This is a genomic window from Streptomyces sp. NPDC046985 (assembly GCF_040644415.1).
Lineage (GTDB): Bacteria > Actinomycetota > Actinomycetes > Streptomycetales > Streptomycetaceae > Streptomyces.
This window is the reverse complement of record NZ_JBEYWK010000005.1, coordinates 1-17,766: the sequence shown is the minus strand read 5'-3', so window position 1 is coordinate 17,766 and position 17,766 is coordinate 1. Positions and strand designations below refer to the sequence as shown.

Annotated in this window: 15 protein-coding genes, 1 rRNA gene and 1 pseudogene; 5 read left to right on the top strand and 12 right to left on the bottom strand. The window is 75.1% G+C overall.

The genetic code is table 11. From position 1 onward, the window contains the following. Positions 1-72: 72 nt before the first annotated feature. The gene (locus ABZ861_RS07800; RefSeq protein WP_361626196.1) at positions 73-1,875 is read left to right on the top strand and encodes a glycoside hydrolase family 15 protein; all 1,803 of its coding nucleotides are present in this window, start codon (positions 73-75) and stop codon (positions 1,873-1,875) included. A 237-nt stretch (positions 1,876-2,112) separates the two neighbouring features. Then, positions 2,113-3,780 carry a PucR family transcriptional regulator gene (locus tag ABZ861_RS07795; RefSeq protein ID WP_361625403.1) on the top strand — a complete coding sequence of 556 codons (1,668 nt, stop codon included), beginning with the start codon at positions 2,113-2,115 and terminating at the stop codon, positions 3,778-3,780. A 9-nt stretch (positions 3,781-3,789) separates the two neighbouring features. Here ABZ861_RS07795 and ABZ861_RS07790 read toward each other — a convergent pair whose 3' ends face one another. From ABZ861_RS07790 to ABZ861_RS07770, 5 genes are all read right to left on the bottom strand, one after another. Then, on the bottom strand, positions 3,790-4,926 hold the full coding sequence (locus tag ABZ861_RS07790; protein WP_361625400.1) for a glycosyltransferase family 4 protein: 1,137 nt from the start codon (positions 4,924-4,926) through the stop codon (positions 3,790-3,792). Positions 4,927-5,282: 356 nt separating this feature from the next. Next, positions 5,283-7,025 carry a DNA repair protein RecN gene (recN, locus tag ABZ861_RS07785; RefSeq protein ID WP_361625397.1) on the bottom strand — a complete coding sequence of 581 codons (1,743 nt, stop codon included), beginning with the start codon at positions 7,023-7,025 and terminating at the stop codon, positions 5,283-5,285. 175 nt (positions 7,026-7,200) lie between these two features. Further along, positions 7,201-8,106 (bottom strand): NAD kinase, encoded by a 906-nt coding sequence (locus ABZ861_RS07780; protein ID WP_361625394.1) that lies wholly within the window; start codon positions 8,104-8,106, stop codon positions 7,201-7,203. Then, the gene (locus ABZ861_RS07775; RefSeq protein WP_361625391.1) at positions 8,103-8,918 is read right to left on the bottom strand and encodes a TlyA family RNA methyltransferase; all 816 of its coding nucleotides are present in this window, start codon (positions 8,916-8,918) and stop codon (positions 8,103-8,105) included. Before ABZ861_RS07775 ends, ABZ861_RS07780 begins: the two co-directional genes overlap by 4 nt. A 55-nt stretch (positions 8,919-8,973) precedes the next feature. Beyond that, the gene (locus ABZ861_RS07770; protein ID WP_361625388.1) at positions 8,974-9,354 is read right to left on the bottom strand and encodes a hypothetical protein; all 381 of its coding nucleotides are present in this window, start codon (positions 9,352-9,354) and stop codon (positions 8,974-8,976) included. A gap of 42 nt (positions 9,355-9,396) precedes the next feature. Between ABZ861_RS07770 and ABZ861_RS07765 the strand changes: the two genes are divergently transcribed. Further along, complete coding sequence (locus ABZ861_RS07765; protein WP_361625385.1) at positions 9,397-9,744, top strand: SCP2 sterol-binding domain-containing protein; 348 nt, start codon at positions 9,397-9,399, stop codon at positions 9,742-9,744. 4 nt (positions 9,745-9,748) lie between these two features. Here the strand turns inward: ABZ861_RS07765 and ABZ861_RS07760 are convergent, their stop codons facing one another. Genes ABZ861_RS07760 through ABZ861_RS07745 form a run of 4 tightly spaced genes read right to left on the bottom strand, consistent with a single transcriptional unit; the run spans position 9,749 to position 13,842 of the window. Continuing rightward, positions 9,749-10,630, bottom strand: coding sequence for an ABC transporter ATP-binding protein (locus ABZ861_RS07760; RefSeq protein ID WP_361625382.1), 882 nt, complete (start codon positions 10,628-10,630; stop codon positions 9,749-9,751). Beyond that, positions 10,627-11,718 carry an iron chelate uptake ABC transporter family permease subunit gene (locus tag ABZ861_RS07755; RefSeq protein WP_361625379.1) on the bottom strand — a complete coding sequence of 364 codons (1,092 nt, stop codon included), beginning with the start codon at positions 11,716-11,718 and terminating at the stop codon, positions 10,627-10,629. The genes ABZ861_RS07760 and ABZ861_RS07755 overlap by 4 nt, the downstream gene beginning before the upstream one ends. After that, complete coding sequence (locus tag ABZ861_RS07750; RefSeq protein ID WP_361625376.1) at positions 11,715-12,758, bottom strand: iron chelate uptake ABC transporter family permease subunit; 1,044 nt, start codon at positions 12,756-12,758, stop codon at positions 11,715-11,717. Before ABZ861_RS07750 ends, ABZ861_RS07755 begins: the two co-directional genes overlap by 4 nt. 55 nt (positions 12,759-12,813) lie before the next feature. Continuing rightward, positions 12,814-13,842, bottom strand: a complete 1,029-nt coding sequence (locus ABZ861_RS07745) for an HAD-IIA family hydrolase (protein WP_361625374.1) — start codon at positions 13,840-13,842, stop codon at positions 12,814-12,816. A 71-nt stretch (positions 13,843-13,913) separates the two neighbouring features. On the opposite strand from ABZ861_RS07745, the gene ABZ861_RS07740 reads away from it, so the two are divergent. After that, the gene (locus ABZ861_RS07740) at positions 13,914-15,206 is read left to right on the top strand and encodes a DUF1015 domain-containing protein (RefSeq protein ID WP_361625371.1); all 1,293 of its coding nucleotides are present in this window, start codon (positions 13,914-13,916) and stop codon (positions 15,204-15,206) included. Between the two features lie 393 nt (positions 15,207-15,599). Here the strand turns inward: ABZ861_RS07740 and ABZ861_RS07735 are convergent. Both ABZ861_RS07735 and ABZ861_RS07730 read right to left on the bottom strand, forming a co-directional pair. Then, a pseudogene (locus ABZ861_RS07735) lies at positions 15,600-16,253 on the bottom strand (hypothetical protein); the annotation flags it as partial. Beyond that, positions 16,190-16,723, bottom strand: coding sequence for a hypothetical protein (locus ABZ861_RS07730; protein ID WP_361625368.1), 534 nt, complete (start codon positions 16,721-16,723; stop codon positions 16,190-16,192). The pseudogene ABZ861_RS07735 and the gene ABZ861_RS07730, both read right to left, overlap by 64 nt. Between ABZ861_RS07730 and ABZ861_RS07725 the strand changes: the two genes are divergently transcribed. Further along, positions 16,716-17,555: a hypothetical protein gene (locus tag ABZ861_RS07725; protein ID WP_361625366.1), complete on the top strand. Its 840-nt coding sequence runs from the start codon at positions 16,716-16,718 to the stop codon at positions 17,553-17,555. The two genes, ABZ861_RS07730 and ABZ861_RS07725, sit on opposite strands and share 8 nt — an antisense overlap. 119 nt (positions 17,556-17,674) lie before the next feature. On the opposite strand, the gene rrf is transcribed toward ABZ861_RS07725, so the two are convergent. Next, positions 17,675-17,766, bottom strand: a 5S ribosomal RNA gene (gene rrf / locus ABZ861_RS07720); the annotation flags it as partial.

The window sequence follows — 17,766 nt, the reverse complement described above, 5'->3', positions numbered from 1 at the left end:
ACGATCCCTTGACCGCACTAGCGACAGCCCCTTTCAGCGGGGTGTGACGTGGCCGTTCGACTGGAGTTGCACGTGGCCGGGCGCATCGAAGACTACGCACTCATCGGAGACATGCAGACCGCCGCCCTGGTCTGCCGGGACGGCACGGCCGACTGGCTGTGCCTGCCGCGCTTCGACTCGCACGCCGTCTTCGCCGGCCTGCTGGGCACGGAGGAGAACGGCTTCTGGCGGGTCGGACCCGCCCACGAGGAGGGAACCGAGCCGCCCAGCGCCGCCCGGCGCGGCTACCGCGGCGACTCCCTGATCCTGGAGTCGGAGTGGGACACCCCGCACGGCACCGTCCGTGTGACCGACTTCATGCCCCCGCGCGACGGCGCTCCCCAGCTCATCCGGATCGTGGAGGGCGTCTCCGGCCGCGTCCCGATGCGCTCGACCCTGCGCATGCGCTTCTCCTACGGCCGGGTGGTGCCCTGGGTGCACCGCCACGAGGGGCGGACGGTGGCCGTGGCCGGCCCGGACTCCGTGTGGGTGGACACCACCGCGGAGACCTACGGCGAGGACCTGACCACCTACGCGGACTTCACGGTCGAACCCGGCGAGAAGGTGGCGTTCACCATCTCCTGGCAGCCCTCGCACAAGGAGCCGCCGCCGGAGCCGGAGCCGGAGCAGTCGCTGGAGGCGACGGAGGACTTCTGGCGCGAGTGGGTGGGGCACTGCACCTACCACGGCCCCTACCGCGAGGCGGTGGTCCGCTCCCTGATCACGCTGAAGGCGCTCACCTACGCCCCCACCGGCGGCATCGTCGCGGCGCCCACCACCTCCCTGCCCGAGGACATCGGCGGGGTGCGCAACTGGGACTACCGCTACACCTGGCTGCGGGACGCGGCGATCACCCTGTCCTCGCTGCTGCGCACCGGCTACCGCGAGGAGGCCCGCGCCTGGCGCGAGTGGCTGCTGAGGGCGGTCGCCGGCGACCCGGACAACCTCCAGATCATGTACGGCATCGCCGGCGAGCGCGAGCTGGGCGAGGCCGAACTGGACTGGCTGTCCGGGTACGAGAACTCCCGCCCGGTGCGGGTCGGCAACGGCGCGGCGCACCAGCTCCAGCTCGACGTCTACGGCGAGGTCATCGAGGCGCTGCACCTGGCCCACATGACCGGCCTGGCCCGCAACGACTACGCCTCGCTGCTCCAGCTCAAGCTGCTGCGCTACCTGGAGCAGCACTGGCAGGAGCCGGACGAGGGCATCTGGGAGGTGCGCGGACCGCGCCGCCAGTTCGTGCACTCCAAGGTCATGGCCTGGGTCGCCGTGGACCGCACGATCAAGCTCATGCAGTCCGGCGACGTCGAGGGCCCGCTGGAGGAACTGGAGGACCTGCGCGAGGAGATCCACCGCCAGGTGTGCGAGAAGGGCTACGACAAGGAGCGCAACACCTTCACCCAGTACTACGGCTCCCAGGAGCTGGACGCCTCGCTGCTGCTGATCCCGCAGATGGGCTTCCTGCCGCCGGACGACAAGCGGGTGATCGGCACCATCGAGGCGATCCAGCGCGAGCTGTCCACGTCGGACGGCTTCATCCTGCGCTACCCCACCGACGGCTCGCACGCGGGCGTGGACGGCCTGCCCGGCGACGAGGGCGCCTTCCTGGCCTGCTCGTTCTGGATGGCCGACGACCTGGCGATGATCGGCCGGGTGGACGAGGCCCGCAATCTGTTCGAAAGGCTCCTCGCGCTGCGCAACGACGTCGGCCTGCTCGCCGAGGAGTGGGACCCGCGCCTCCAGCGGCAGGTGGGCAACTTCCCGCAGGCCTTCAGCCACGTGCCGCTGATCGACACGGCGCTGCGGCTCACGGCCAGCGGAGCGTACGGAGGCTGAGCCGCTGGGGGATCCCGGATCCCGTGCCCTTCTCCCACCGGCGACGTCCACCGCGCGGCAGAGCGCACGCTTCCGCGTCGCGCGAGCCGATGACCACGTGGGCGCCCGCCTGTCCCTCACACAGCCTGCGGAGACCGAGTGAACGGGACGGCCTGAAGGGAACCCACGGCCGCGGGGAGCGCGCGCCGGGCGCCCGGCACTGTCCCGGCGCCGTTTCCCCAGGTAGCGTCCGGATTCATGGAGTCCATGGACCGCGGAGCCGACACCGAGGGCGCCGGCATCACCGTGCGGCGCGCCCTCGAACTGCCCGGCCTGCGCAGCGGCCTCCCGGAGGTCCTCGCCGGCGCGGACCGGCTGACGCGCACCGTCCGCTGGGTGCACGCGGGCGAGGTCCCCAACATCGCCTCCCTGCTCAAGGGCGGCGAACTCCTGCTGACCACCGGCTACGGTCTGGGCGCCCGCCCGGCCGAGCAGCGGGCGTTCGTGCGCGCCCTCGCCGAGCGCGGCATCGCCGCCCTCGTGGTGGAGCTGGGCCCCCGCTTCGCGCGGCTGCCCGCCGCCCTGGTCGAGACCGCCCGCGCCGCCGGTCTGCCGCTGGTCCAGCTCCACCGCGAGGTGCCGTTCGTGACGGTCACCGAGGAGATCCACACAGAGATCGTCAACGGCCACTACGCGCTGCTCCAGCGCGCCGAGGAGGTGCACCGCCGGTGCACCGGAGCGCTGCTCGGCGGCGGCGGGACGCCGCAGGTGCTCGGCATCCTGGCCGACTTCTGCGGCAACCCCGTCTTCCTGGAGACCCCGGAGGGCCGCCTGCTGTACGCGGCCGGCGCCGGGCCGGAGGGCGCCGACCCGCTCCAGGTCTGGGAGGGGCTGCGCGGATCGCACAAGGGCGCCGCGCCCCTGGCGGGCTCGGTGCTGGTGGACGTGCCCGGCGGCGGACCGGGGGCGGGCTCGGTCCGTGCCCGGCTGGTGCTGCTGCCGGTGCGCGGGCCGCTGGCCCCAGTGCACCGGATGGCCGTGGAGCGGGCGGCCGGGATCCTGGCCGTGGTGCTGATGCAGGCCCGGCAGGAGGAGGAGCTGGCGGCCCGCGGCCGCGGTGACTTCCTCACCGATCTCGCCGAGGGCCGCGTCAGCGCCGAGGACGCCCCCGCGCAGGCCCGGGTCCTCGGGTTCAAGCCGGGCCGCAGTCCGCTGCTGCCGGTGGTCATGCGGCTGGGCGACGCGCTGGCGCCGGACGGCGGGGCCGGCGGCTGGGCGGTGCTGGCCCGCGCGGTCGCCGAGGAGCTGGCGGCGGTGGGCGTGCCGGTGCTGCTGGGCGTGCGTCCGCTCGAAGGCCGGGTGCCGCTGCTGGTCGGGCTGCGCGCGGAGGCGGAGCGGGCGGCGGTCGCGGACCGGGTGGCGCTCGGCCTGCGCGCCGGGGCGGAGCGGGCGGGCATGCGGCGGCCGGGCGGGCAGCCGCCGGTGGTGGTGGTCGGGGTGGCGGGCGGCTGGGCCGCGGCCTCGGCGGGCCTGCGGCACGCGGCCGAGACGGCGACGGCGGCCCAGGGCCTGCCCGAGCAGGACTGGTACGACGCCCGCAGGCTCGACATCGACCTGCTGCTGTGGCGGCTGCGCGACCACCCGGACCTGGCGGCCTTCGTGGACCGCGCGATCGGCCCGCTGCGCGCTCACGACCAGCGCTCCAAGCCGCCGCTGCTGCCCACCCTGCAGACGTATCTGGCGCACGCGGGCCGCAAGGCGGAGACGGCCCGCGAGCTGCATCTGAACCGGCAGACGCTCTACAACCGCCTGGCCCGCATCGGGGAGTTGCTCGGCACCGACCTCGACGACCCGCAGACGGTGCTGGCGTTGAGCCTCGCGCTGCGCGCCCGCCGGCACGTGGCCCAGGGACTCGGTGGTTCCTGAGCCCCGCTCTCAACTCCGGCTGAGCGGTCGGGGCTGGGTCAGCTCGTCGTAGACGCTGAGCACTTGGGCGACCGTCTCCTCCTCGGTGGGCCAGGCAGCGGCCTGGCGGGCGCCCAGCTCCCGCAGCGTGCGGCGGCGTTCGGGGTCGCCGAGCAGCCGGATCACGGCGGCGGCGAACGCGGCCGGGTCGGACGGGGGCACGAGTTCGGCCGCCTCACCGACGAGTTCGCGGATGCCCGCGGTGCGCACGGCGACCAGCGGCGCCCGCGCGTGCAGGGCCTCCTGCGCGAGCACCGAGCGGGCCTCCGCGCTGCCGGGCAGCAGCGCGAGATCGGCGGCGGCCAGCAGCTCCCCCACGTCGTCGCGCCGGCCGACCAGCCGGACCGGCAGCCCCTCGTCCTCGATCCGCCGCTGGAGCCGGGCGCGCAGCGGCCCCTCCCCGGCGAGCACGACCAGCGGCGCGGGGTCCAGCGGGCGCCAGCGGCGGGCGGCGTCCAGCAGCAGATCGTGGCCCCGGCGCGCGTCCAGGGCGCCGACGGCGACGAGCAGCGGACGCCCCATGACCCCCAGGTCCGCCCGCACTTTGGTGTGCGCACGGTCGGAGGGCTCGTGTCCCGGGCGCGGCGCCGGCACGGCGACGGCGGCGAGCCGGGCGTCCCGCGCGCCGCGCAGGCGGGCCCGGTCGACCAGTTCGGAGGTGGCGCCCAGGACCACGGTGGCCGCCCTGGCCGCGCGCCGCTCCAGTGCGCGCAGCAGGTGGGCGCGCGGGCCGTCGGCGTGGACGTGGGTGTGCCAGGTGGCGACGAGCGGGGCGCCGCGTCCGCTGAGCGCCAGCGCCGCCCGGAACGAGGCGTGCAGCCCGTGCGCGTGCACCAGGTCGGCGCCGGCGCAGGCCCCGCGCAGCGCGGCCACGGAGACCGGGTCGCTGCTGCGCGGCACGGGGACGTGCTCGGCGCCGGCGGCGGTGAACCCGTAGGCGCGGTCGGCCTCGACGGGGGCGCACACCGTGACCCGCACGCCCCGCGCGACCAGTCCGGCGGTCAGCGACCGCACGTGCGCGCCGCTGCCGGCGTCGCCCCCGCCCAGCACCTGCACGGTGCGCAGCGGCGACTGACCGTGCGATACGCGGCTGGTCACGGGGCTCACGCGGCCGTTGCTCCTGGTTCACGTCGGGAATCACGGAAAACGTACCGGAGTGCGTGCGGCGGGCGCCGGGCCGGGAGCCGGAGTGCGCGCGCCCGCTCCGCGCGCCGCCCCCGCACCAAGGATGCCAGGGCGCACGGGTGTTCCGGGCGTCCGCGGGTGCGGCAGGGACGGCGGAGGGGGTCCGAACGGTGCACCGACACCACTCATACGAGTGAATCACGAGTGAATACGGGGCCGGGCGGGCGGCCGGACGAGCGTCCTGCGGCCCGGCCAGGCCCGGCGGCGCGGATCAGCGACCGTACCGCCAGGCCCGGCGGCGCGGATCAGCGACCGTACCGCCAGGCCCGGCGGTACGGTCACTCGTCCGCGCGGGCGGTGGCGAGCAGTTCCTCGGCGTGCGCGCGGGCCGTCTCGGAGTCCTCCTGACCGGCCAGCATCCGCGACAGCTCGCGGACCCGCTCCTCGCCCTCCAGGACCTTCACGCCCGACCGGGTCACCGAGCCGTCGTCGGTCTTCTCCACCAGGAGCTGCCGGTCGGCGAACGCCGCCACTTGCGGCAGGTGCGTGACCACGACGACCTGGGCGGTCTTCGCGAGCTTCGCCAGCCTTCGGCCGATCTCCACCGCCGCCTTGCCGCCGACGCCCGCGTCGACCTCGTCGAACAGGTACGTGGGGACCGGGTCGGTGCCCGCGAAGACCACCTCGACGGCCAGCATCACGCGCGACAGCTCACCGCCGGAGGCGCCCTTGGCGATGGGCCGCGGGGGCGCCCCGGGGTGCGGGGCGAGCAGCAGCTCCACCTCGTCGGCGCCCCACGCGGCGTAGGCGACCGCGCGGCCGCCGACCTCCACGCCGTCCGGGTCCTCGGTCTGCCGTACGTCGAACGACACGCGCGCGTGCGGCATTGCCAGCGAGGCCAGCTCGGCGGTCACGGCGCCCGCGAACCGCTCGGCGGCCTCGGTCCGCGCGTCGGTCAGCGCCTCGGCGAGGCCGCCCAGCTCGGCGCGCAGCGCGTCCCGCTCGGCGGTCAGCTCCCCGATCCGCTCGTCGTCGCCCTCCAGCTCGGTGAGCCGGACGGCGCCCTGCTCGGCCCACCCGATCACCGCGTCGACGCTGTCACCGTACTTGCGGGTCAGCGCGGTCAGCGCGGCCCGCCGCTCCTCGACCGCCGCCAGCCGCAGCGGGTCGGCGTCCAGGTCGTCGGCGTATCCGGCGAGGTCCCCGGCCGCGTCGGCGAGCAGGATGCCGACCTCGCCGATCCGGTCGGCGAGCGCGGCCAGCGCCGGATCGTGGGCGCGCACGGCCTCCAGGGCCCGCTGGGCGCCCGCGACCAGGGCGCCCGCGTCGATGCTCTCGGGGTCCTCGGGGTTGCCCGCCACGGCGGCGTGCGCGGCCGTCGCGGCCGAGGCCAGGGCCTCGGCGTGCCCCAGCCGCTCCGCCTCCTCGGCCAGTTCCGCGTCCTCGCCCGCCCGCGGCGCGACGGCGGCGACCTCTTCCAGGCCGTAGCGGAGCAGGTCGGCCTCCTGGGCCCGCTCCCGCGCGCGGGCGGTGATCTCCTCCAGCTCGGCGGAGACGGCCCGCAGCCGCCGGTAGGCCCCGGTGTACTTGGCCAGCGGCACGGCGACGGCGTCGCCCGCGTACCGGTCGAGCGCCTGCCGCTGCCGGGACGGCTTCATCAGGCCCTGCTGGTCGGTCTGTCCGTGCACGGCCACCAGGTCGTCGGCCAGTTCGGCGAGCAGTCCCACCGGCACGCTCCGGCCGCCCAGGTGCGCCCGGGAGCGCCCTTCGGCGGAGACGGTGCGGCTGATCAGCAGCGCGCCGTCGTCCAGGTCGGCGCCCGCCTCCTCGGCCCGGACGACCGCGGCGGCGCCCGGGGGCACGGAGACCCGCCCCTCGACGACCGCCTTGCCCGCCCCGATCCGCACGAGCGCCGGGTCCGCGCGTCCGCCCAGCAGCAGTCCCAGGCTGGTGACGACCATGGTCTTGCCCGCGCCCGTCTCACCCGTGACGGCGGTGAAGCCGGGTGACAGCTCGACGACCGCGTCGTCGATCACTCCGAGCGACCGTATCCGCATCTCCTCCAACACGAACCCGACCATACGAGGTTTTGCCCGCGCTGTGCGACGCGCCCCACTCGACCGCGGCCGCGGCGGGCCGCCCGCGGGGTGCGGATCGCCGCTCCACGACGCGTGTCCGCCGCCCGCCGGACGAGCGGCGGCCGGGTCAGTGCGGCGCCTGGATCAGTACGGCGTCCGGGTCAGTGCGGCGTCCGGGTCAGTGCGGCGCCCCGCGCCAGCCCGAGACCGGCAGTGCGAACTTGGCCACCAGCCGGTCGGTGAACGAGGCGTGGTGCAGCCGGGCCAGCCGCACCGGCACGGCGCCGCGCCGCACCTGCACGCGGGCGCCCGGCGGCAGCTCCACCGTGCGCCGCCCGTCGCACCACAGCACGCCCGGCGGCACGTGCGGCAGCACCTCCACCGCGAGCACCGAGTCGGGCGAGGTGACCAGCGGCTTGGCGAACAGGGCGTGCGCGCTGATCGGCACCATCAGCAGCGCCTCGACCTCGGGCCACACCACCGGGCCGCCCGCGGAGAACGCGTACGCGGTCGATCCGGTGGGCGTGGCGCACACGATGCCGTCGCAGCCGAACGCGGTCACCGGCCGCCCGTCGATCTCCAGCACGACTTCGAGCATCCGTTCGGCGGAGATCTTCTGCACGGCCGCCTCGTTCAGCGCCCAGTCGGTGTGCACGATGTCGCCGTTGCGGTGCACGACCACGTCGAGGGTCATGCGCTCCTCGACCTCGTAGGACCGGGACACCACCCGGTCGACGACCTTGTCCAGGTCGTCGCGCTCGGCCTCGGCGAGGAAGCCGACGCGTCCGAGGTTCACGCCGAGCATGGGCACGCCGGAGGCGCGGGCGAACTCGGCGCCGCGCAGCAGGGTGCCGTCGCCGCCCAGCACGATCAGCAGCTCGCACCCGTCCAGGCACTCCGCGGTGGCCTCGGCGATCAGCTCGACCTCGCCCGGCAGCGGCAGGTCGCACGCCTCCGCCTCCAGCACGCGGACGCCGATCCCGGAGCGCAGCAGCCCCTTGACGACCAGCTCGGCGCTGCGGACGGCGGCCGGCCGGCCGGTGTGGGCCAGCAGGAAAACGGTACGAGCTTGGGTCTGTGTCAACGCGGCCCCTCCGCCACTGCACGGTCAACGTCGGCCGGGTCCAGGGCGGGCGCCCCGGCACGCAGCCACAGAAAGTACTCGACGTTCCCGGACGGCCCCGGCAGCGGACTGGCGGTGACGCCCTTCACCCCGAGCCCCAGCTCCCACGCCCGGCCGGCCACGCCCCGCACGGCCTCCGCCCGAAGCTGCGGACTCCGTACGACGCCCCCGCTGCCCAGCCGCTCCTTCCCCACCTCGAACTGCGGTTTGACCATCATCACCAGGTCGGCGTCCGGTCGCGCGCAGCCCGCCAGAGCGGGCAGGACCAGGCCGAGCGGGATGAAGGACAGGTCTCCGACGACGAGGTCCACAGGTTCCCCGTCGATCGACTCCAGCGTCAACTCACGTACGTTCGTACGGTCCTTGACGGTGACGCGTTCATCGCTCCGCAGCGACCAGGCGAGCTGTCCGTAGCCGACGTCGACGGCGACGACGTGCGCGGCGCCGGCCCGCAGCAGCACGTCGGTGAAGCCTCCGGTGGAGGCGCCGGCGTCCAGGGCGCGGCGCCCCTCGACGGCCAGCCCCAGCGGAGCGAACGCCGCCAGCGCGCCGGCCAGCTTGTGGCCGCCCCGGGAGACGTACTCGGGATCGCCGTCGTCGGCGGCGACCACGATGGCGGCGGCGGTCTCCACCTGCGTGGCGGACTTGGTCGCGACGTTCCTGCCGACGGTGACCCGCCCGGCGGCGATGAGCTGGCCGGCGTGCTCGCGCGAGCGCGCGAGCTTCCGGCGGACCAGCTCCGCGTCGAGACGGCGGCGTGCGACTCCTACCACGTTCGGTTCAGCTCCTGGGTCGGTTCGACGGGTGGTGCGGCGCCTGGGACGGGGGTCACGGCGCCTGGTGAGGGCGCGCCGGCGCGGGCGCCGGGGGCGGCGGTCCCGGCCGCTCGTCCAGCGCGGTGAGCGCGTCGCGCAGCCCTCGGTGCACATCCTCGTACACCGCGGCGTGCCCGTCCGCGGCGAGGCGGTCGACGTCGCCGAGCCGCTCCAGGGCCGCGTCCACGGCGGACTCGCCGGTGGGCGTGCGGGGGACGTGCAGCGGGGCCGGGGCGGCGGGGGCGTGCGCCGGATCCCCGGCGGGGGCGTGCGCCGGATCCACTGCACGGTCGTGCGCCGGATCCACGGCGGGGTCGTACGCCGGATCCGCGGCGGCCTCGGCGTCCTCCTGACGGGGCGCCGGTACCTCCGTCTCGGGCACTGAGTCGCTCATGCCCCGACGCTACCGCGCCGCCCTGGGGTACCGTCGTCCGCGATGGCCACGATCGAGGAGTGCCGCCGCGCACTGGAGAAGCTCTCGGACAGCATGGCGACCGCCGACGGCGACGTCCGGAAGGCCGCCGCACTGGACCGGTCGGTGACGTGTCACCTCACGGATCTCGACGTCACCTTCGTGGGCCGCCTGACCGGCGGCCGCATCGAGGTGCTCGACACCGTGCCGGGACCGCCGCCGGACCGCGCCCGGATCCGGCTCGCGATGACCGCCCCCGACCTGATCGCCCTGGTCAGCGGCGAGCTGAACTTCGCCACGGCCTGGGGCTCGGGACGGATCAAGCTGGAGGCCGGGCTGGTGGACCTTTTCCAGCTCAGAAAGCTTCTGTAGCGGCCTAGGCTTCTGTGGCGGCCAGGGCTTCGGCAGCGGCCGTCGCCCGCGCGGCGGTCCGGCGCGCGGCCCGCGCCGCCGGCACCACCAGGGGCGTCCCCGTCTCCGGGTCCTCGATGACCTGGCAGCGCAGCCCGAAGACGTGCTCCACCAGCTCGGCGGTGACGACGTCGTGCGGCGCGCCCTCGGCGACGACCTCGCCCTCGCGCAGGGCGATCAGATGGGTGGCGTAGCGGGCGGCGTGGTTGAGGTCGTGCAGCACGGCGACCAGGGTGCGCCCCTGCTCCTCGTGCAGTTCGGCGCACAGGTCGAGGACGTCGATCTGGTGCTGGATGTCCAGGTACGTCGTCGGCTCGTCGAGCAGCAGCAGCGGCGTCTGCTGGGCCAGGGCCATGGCGATCCACACGCGCTGGCGCTGACCGCCGGAGAGTTCGTCCACGTGCCGGTCGGCCAGTTCGGCCACGCCGGTCTGCTCCATGGACGCGCGCACCACCCGCTCGTCCTCGGCGGACCACTGCCGCAGGATGCCCTGGTGCGGGTAGCGGCCGCGGCTCACCAGGTCGCCGACGGTGATCCCGTCCGGCGCGATCGACGTCTGCGGCAGCAGCCCGAGCGTGCGGGCCGCCTTCTTGGCCGGGATCGACTGGATGACCTGCCCGTCCAGCAGCACCCGGCCCTCGCTGGGCCTCAGCATCCGCGACAGCGCGCGCAGCAGCGTGGACTTGCCGCACGCGTTGGGGCCGACGATCACGGTGAAGGACTGGTCGGGGATCTCCACCGACAGGTGTTCGGCGATGACCCGCTGGTCGTAGGCGAGGGTGACGTCGTCGGCGGACAGGCGGTTCACGGTGCTCCTCTGACGGTCGTGCGGGTGGCGGTCGCTCATATCCGGCCCTTCCTGCGCTCGGTGACCAGCAGCCAGAGCAGGTAGACCCCGCCGAGCACACCGGTGACCACGCCGACCGGCAACTGGTCGGCGCCGAAGGCGCGCTGCGCGGCCCAGTCGGCGGTGACCAGCAGCACGGCGCCCATGCACAGGGAGGGCGCCAGGTTCGGGCCGGGCGAGCGGGTCAGCCGCCGGGCGAGCTGCGGGGCGATCAGCGCGACGAAGGAGACGGGGCCGGCCGCGGCGGTGGCGGCGGCGGTGAGCAGCACGGCGGCGGCCGTCGTCAGCAGCCGTACGCGCTCCACGCGCACCCCGAGGGCGTACGCCGTGTCGTCGCCCATCTCCAGCATCCGCAGGCCGCGCGCGTTGCCGAGCACGAGCGGCAGGAGCACGGCGCACACCGCGAGCAGCGGCCACACCTGCGTCCAGTCCCGGCCGCTGAGCGAGCCGGTCATCCAGACGACGGCGCGGGCGGCGTCCACGAAGTCGGCCTTGGTGACGAGGTAGCCGTCGACGGCGGTGACGACCGCGTTGACGCCGATGCCGACCAGCACCAGCCGGTAGCCGTGCACGCCTCGCTTCCAGGCGAGGAGGTAGAGACAGAGCCCGGTCGCCAGGCCGCCGACGAGCGCGCCGAGGGTGACGGCGGCGGCGCCGCCGGAGAGCAGCACGATCACGGTCAGGGCGCCGGCGGTCGCGCCCTGGGACAGGCCGAGCACGTCCGGGCTGCCCAGCGGGTTGCGGGAGACGGACTGGAACAGCGCGCCGCCCAGTCCGAGGCAGGCCCCGACGAGCAGTCCCACCAGGGCGCGCGGCAGGCGCAGTTCGCGGACGACGAACTCCTGGCCCCGGTCGCCCTGCCCGAGCAGCGTGCGCAGCACGTCGGAGGCGGAGACCGGGAAGTCGCCGGCGCCGATCAGGGCGACGCTCGCGGCGAGCGCGACCAGCGTCAGCAGGGCGACGACGGCCAGCGCCCGGCCGTCGAGCCGGAGGGCGAGGCCGCCCGGGGCGCGCACGGTCCGCGGCGGGCGCGGGGCGCGGGCGGGCCCGGCGGGCGAGCCGGGCCGGGAGGCGTGGGCGGTCTTCATAGCTGGGCCGACCTCCGCCGCCGTACGAGCAGGATGAACACCGGGCCGCCGATGAGCGCGGTGACGACGCCGACCTGGACCTCGGCGGGCCGGGCGGCCACCCGCCCGATCACGTCGGCGCCGAGCAGCAGCACGGGCGACAGGATCGTGGCGTAGGGCAGGATCCAGCGCAGGTCGGGGCCGGTGAAGGAGCGGACGGCGTGCGGGACCATCAGGCCCACGAACACGATCGGCCCGCAGGCGGCGGTGGCCGCCCCGCACAGCAGGGTCGCGGCGAGCATGGCCAGCGCCCGGGTGCGGTTCAGGCGGGCGCCCAGCGCGCGGGCGGTGTCGTCGCCCATCGCCACGGCGTTCAGCGGGCGGGCGAGCAGCAGGGCGAGGACGGCGCCGACCGCGCAGAACGGCAGTACCTGGGCGATGGTCGCGTCGGTGGCCGAGGCCAGGGACCCCACGGTCCAGAAGCGCATCCTGCCCAGCGCCGCGCCGTCCGTGATCATCACGGCCTGGAGGTAGCCGTAGAGGGCCGCGCTGATCGCGGTTCCGGCCAGGGCCAGGCGCACCGGCGTGGCGCTGCGGGCGCCGCCGAGGAACCACACCAGCGCGCCCACCGCGGCGGCGCCCAGGAAGGCGAACCAGACGTAGCCGCTCAGGCTGGTCACGCCGAGGTAGGTGATCGCGGTGACCACGGCGGCCGACGCGCCCGCGTTGATGCCGAGGACGCCCGGATCGGCCAGCGGATTGCGGGTCAGCGCCTGCAACACGGCCCCGGACAGGCCGAGCGCGGCCCCGGCCAGCAGGCCGAGCACCGTGCGGGAGAGCCGCTGGCCGACCACCGCGTCGCCGTAGGTGCCCGAGTCCTGGAACAGCCCGTGCAGGACCTGCTCCGGGGAGAGACCCTTGGCGCCGACGGCGATGCTCGCCAGGGCGACGAGGACGAGGATCACGGCGGAGAGCAGCAGCCCGGCGGAGCGCGCCGCCCGACGCGTCGGGGGCGCCGCGGCCGCCGCCGCGCGTTCTTCGGGAGGACTGTCGACCAACACGCAGTTAGGTTAGCCTACCCTCTCTTCTCGGCTCGACCGGGTGTCCGGAACGACCTCACAGACCCAGCCGCGCCAGTGCCTTGGCGCCGTCCAGAGCGCACGCCTCCTCGCCGCCCGCCGTCCACGCCGCCGCGCACAGCGCGCGCAGCCCGTCCAGGGCCCCGCCGTCGCCCGTCAGCTCCAGCTCCCCGGAACCGGCCCGCGCCGTCCACCCGCCGCAGCCGAACCCGTCGCCCTCCGCCGCGACCTCGGGCTGCCCGGTGAGCAGCCCGCGCAGATCGGCGTCCACATACGTGGGCCGGCGCCGCGGCGGCGCGGCCAGGAGCTGCGCGCCGTCCGTCACCCCGGTCAGCACGAGCAGCGAGTCGACCTCGCCGTTGAACGCGCCCTCGATGTCCGTGTCCAGCCGGTCCCCCACCACCAGGGGACGCTCGGCGCCGGTGCGCAGGATCGTCTCGCGGTGCATCGGCGGCAGCGGCTTGCCCGCCGCCTCCGGCTCGGCGCCCGTGGCGATCCGGACCACCTCCACCGCCGCGCCGTTGCCCGGCGCGATCCCCCGCGCGCTCGGGATCGTCAGATCGGTGTTGGACGCGAACCACGGCACCCCCCGGGCGATGGCGTAACACGCCTCCGCGAACCGGCCCCACGGCAGCTCCGGGCCACCGTAGCCCTGCACCACCGCGGCCGGGTCGTCGTCGGCCGACTCCACCGGGGCCAGCCCGCGCTCGCGCAGCGCCGCCCGCAGCCCCTCGCCGCCGATCACCAGCACCCGCGCCCCGGCCGGCACACGGTCGGCGATCAGCCGGGCCACCGCCTGCGCCGACGTCACCACGTCGGACGGCCGCGCCGGCACGCCCAGCTCGGTGAGGTGCGCCGCCACCTCCTCCGGAGTGCGCAGCGCGTTGTTGGTGACGTACGCCAGATGCATGCCGTCCGTCCGGGCGGTCTTCAGCGAGTCGACGGCGTGCGCGACGGCCTCGCCGCCCGTGTACACCACACCGTCCAGGTCGAGCAGCGCCGTGTCGTACGCCTCGTTCAGGGGCCGTCCGCTGCCCTCGGGACTGGTCCGCACACCCTGGCTCATCGCGCATCGCTCCTCGTGAAACCGGTTTTCCCCGATCATCCCTCATGCCCTCGGCGACGTACGATGCCGAGATGAAGACAGCAGGTCACTCGCCGGTCGCCACGCGCCGTGGCCTCGACCTCGCCCCGTTCCGGGGCCTTCGCTACGACCCCGACCGCGTCGGCAGCCTGGCCGCCGTGACGTCGCCGCCCTACGACGTCGTCGTGCGCCCGGACGGCCTGCACCACCTCGAGTCGGCCGACCCGCACAACATCGTCCGGCTGATCCTGCCGCAGGCGGGCACGCCCGACGCCCGCAACGAGCAGGCGGCCGACACCCTGCGCCGATGGCTGTCCGAGGGCGTCCTGACCGCCGACCCCGATCCCGGCCTGTACGTCTACGAGCAGCGCGACGACGCGGGCCTGCTGCAACGCGGCCTGATCGGCGCGTTGCGGCTGTCCGAGCCGGCGGAGGGCGTGGTGCTGCCGCACGAGGACGTGATGCCGCTCGTCGTCGCCGACCGGGCCGCACTGATGCGCGCCACCCGCGCCAACCTGGAGCCGCTGCTGCTCACCTACCGCGGCGACGGCGCCGACGCGGCCACCACCGTGATCCTCGAACGCACCGCCGAACAGCCTCCGCTGCTGTCCACGACCACCGAGGACGGCTTCTGCCACCGCCTGTGGGCCATCACCGCCCCCGCCGACCTGGCCGCCGTCCGGGCGGACCTGGCCCAGCACCAGGCGCTGATCGCCGACGGCCACCACCGCTGGGCCACCTACCGGCGGCTGCGCGCCGAGCACCCCTCCCCCAGCGCCTGGGACCACGGACTCGTCCTGCTGGTCGACACCGCCCGCTATCCGCTGCGCGTCCGCGCCATCCACCGGCTCCTGCACGGCCTGCCGGTGGCCGACGCGCTGTCCCCGCTGGGCGGCCTGTTCCGCGTGCGGCGCCTGGAACTGTGCCTGACCAAGGCCCTGGAGCAACTGGCGGACGCGGCCGAGGAGGGCAACGCGTTCCTGCTCGCCGGGGACGGCGCCTTCCACCTCCTGGACCGGCCCGACCCGTCCCTGCTGGCCCGTACGGTCCCCGCCGGGCGCCCGGACGCCTGGCGCACGCTCGACGCGACGGTCCTGCACGCCGCGCTGCTGCGACACGTCTGGCGCATCCCCGAGGACGACCCGGCCCGCATCGCCTACATCCACGACGCGGCCGCCACCGTGGCGAAGGCCGAGCAGGACGGCGGCACGGCCGTCCTGATGCACCCGGTGCGCGAGGAGGTCGTGCGGGACCTGGCCCGTCAAGGCGTCACGATGCCCCGCAAGTCGACGTCCTTCGGGCCGAAGCCGGCCTCGGGACTGGTGTTCAGGGCCCTGGACCTCTGAGCGGACGGCCGGACCGGCGATCCGCCGCACACGAACGGAGGGCGACCCCCCTCGGGGCCGCCCTCCGTCACCCGGCTCGGGTCAGTGCTCGTCGCCGTCGTCTCCGCGGTCGTCGCCGCGGTCTGCACTGCGGCTTTCGCCGCGGCCTGCACTGCGGTCCTCGTCGCGGTCCTCGCCGCGCTGTTCTCCGCGGTCGTCGCCGCAGTCTGCACTACGGCTTTCGCCGTGGCCTGCACTGCGGCTTTCGCCGTGGTCTCCAGTGCGGTCGTCGTCGCGGTCCTCGCCGCGCTGTTCACCTCGGTCATCGCCGCGGTCTGCACTACGGCTTTCGCCGTGGTCTGCACTGCGGTCTTCGCCGCGGTCGTCGTCGCGGTGCTGGGCGGCGCCCTGGGGGGCGTCCTCGTCACCCTCCTCGTCCAGCGCGTCGGTGAACTCGACGCCGTCCAGCTCGGCCAGCCGGTCGGAGGCGTCGGTGCTGCCGTCGCGGTCGGCCTCCACGGCCTTGGCGAACCACTCCCGCGCCTCGCTCTCCCGGTGGGCGGCGAGCAGCGCGTCCGCGTAGGCGTAGCGCAGCCGGGCCGTCCACGGCTGCACCGAGCTGGCGGCCAGCTCGGGACTCTGCAACGTCACGATCGCCGCGTCCAACTGCCCCATGTCGCGCCGCGCGCCCGCCGCGACCAGCCGCATCTCCACCTGGCCGGCCTTGTCGAGCTTGTGCACCTCCGACGCTCCGGCCATGTCCAGCGCCTTCTCCGGCCGCCCGAGCCCGCGCTCGCAGTCGGCCATGACGGGCCACAGCTCCACGTTCCCGGTCATCCGCCGGGCGGCCCGGAACTCGGCCAGCGCCTCGCTGTACTTCTGGGTCGCGTACGCGGCGAAACCGGCCGCCTCCCGCACCGCGGCGACACGGGACGCCAGCCGCAGGGCGACCCGGGAGTAGCCGTAGGCGCCCTCGGGGTCCTCGTCGAGGAGCCGCGCGACCATCACCAGGTTCCTGGCGACGTCCTCGGCGAGCGTCTTGGGCAGGCTCTGAAGCTCCTGCCGCACGTCCTTGTCGATCTCGTCGCCGGTGACGTCCTCGGGGATCGGCAGCCGCTTGATCGGCTCGCGGTCGCGGTCGCGCTCCCGGTCGTCGCGGAAGCGGCCGCCTCCCCGGCGGTCGTCACGCCGGTCATCGCGACGGTCGTCCCTGCGGTCGTCACGCCCACGGAAACCGCCCGGACGTCCGCCGCGGTCGTCACGCCGGAAGCCACCGCGGTCGTCGTCGCGACGGACGTAGCCACCGCGGTCGTCATCGCGGCGGCCGAAGCCACCGCGGTCGTCGTCGCGACGGAAGCCGCGCCGGTCGTCACGGCGGTCGTCCCTACGGTCATCGCGGCGGTCGTCGCGCCGGTCGTCCCTGCGGAAGCCGCCGGGGCGGGCGCCGCGGTCGTCACGGCGCTCCTCTCGACGGTCGCCCTCGCGTCGATCGCCTTCGCGACGGTCGTCGCGGCGGTAGGCGGGGCGGTCGTGGTCACGACGGAACCCGCCACGGTCGCGGTCGTCCCGCCGGACGAACCCGCCACGGTCGCCCTCACGCCGGTCGTCACGGCGGTCGTCACGGCGATCATCGCGACGGTCGTCCCTGCGGTCGTCGCGACGGAAGCCGCCACGGTCGGGCCGGTCGGAACGCTCGGGCCGGTCGTCACGACGGAAGCCACCGCGGTCGTCATTGCGACGGCCGAATCCACCGCGGTCATCGTCACGGCGGCCGAAGCCACCGCGGTCGTCGTCGCGACGGAAGCCGCGCCGGTCGTCACGGCGGTCGTCCCTACGGTCATCGCGGCGGTCGTCGCGCCGGTCGTCCCTGCGGAAGCCGCCGGGGCGGGCGCCGCGGTCGTCACGGCGCTCCTCTCGACGGTCGCCCTCGCGTCGATCGCCTTCGCGACGGTCATCGCGGCGGTAGGCGGGGCGGTTGTGGTCACGACGGAACCCGCCACGGTCGCGGTCGTCCCGCCGGACGAACCCGCCACGGTCGCCCTCACGCCGGTCGTCGCGACGGTCGTCACGGCGATCATCCTTGCGGTCGTCACGGCGGTCGTCACGACGGTCGTCCCTGCGGTCGTCGCGACGGAAGCCGCCACGGTCGGGCCGGTCAGAACGCTCGGGCCGGTCGTCACGACGACCGAAACCACCCCGGTCATCACGACGGAAACCGCCACGGTCGTCGTCGCGACGACCGAAGCCGCCACGGTCGGTGCTACGGCGCGGGCCTCCGCGGTAGCCGCCACGGTCACCGCGGTCACCACCGTCCCGGCGGCGCTGATCGCGCTCCGGGCGCTCATCGGGAGAGTTGGTGGACATCGGTGACTCCTGTCTTCGGTACCGCAAATTCGTTCTCGCGCAGCCGAGTACCCGGCGCGCTCCGGAAAAACAAAAGGACCCCTGGTCCCAGCGTGAACGCTGGGACCAGGGGTCCTCCAAATATTGTTCGGCGGTGTCCTACTCTCCCACAGGGTCCCCCCTGCAGTACCATCGGCGCTGTGAGGCTTAGCTTCCGGGTTCGGAATGTGACCGGGCG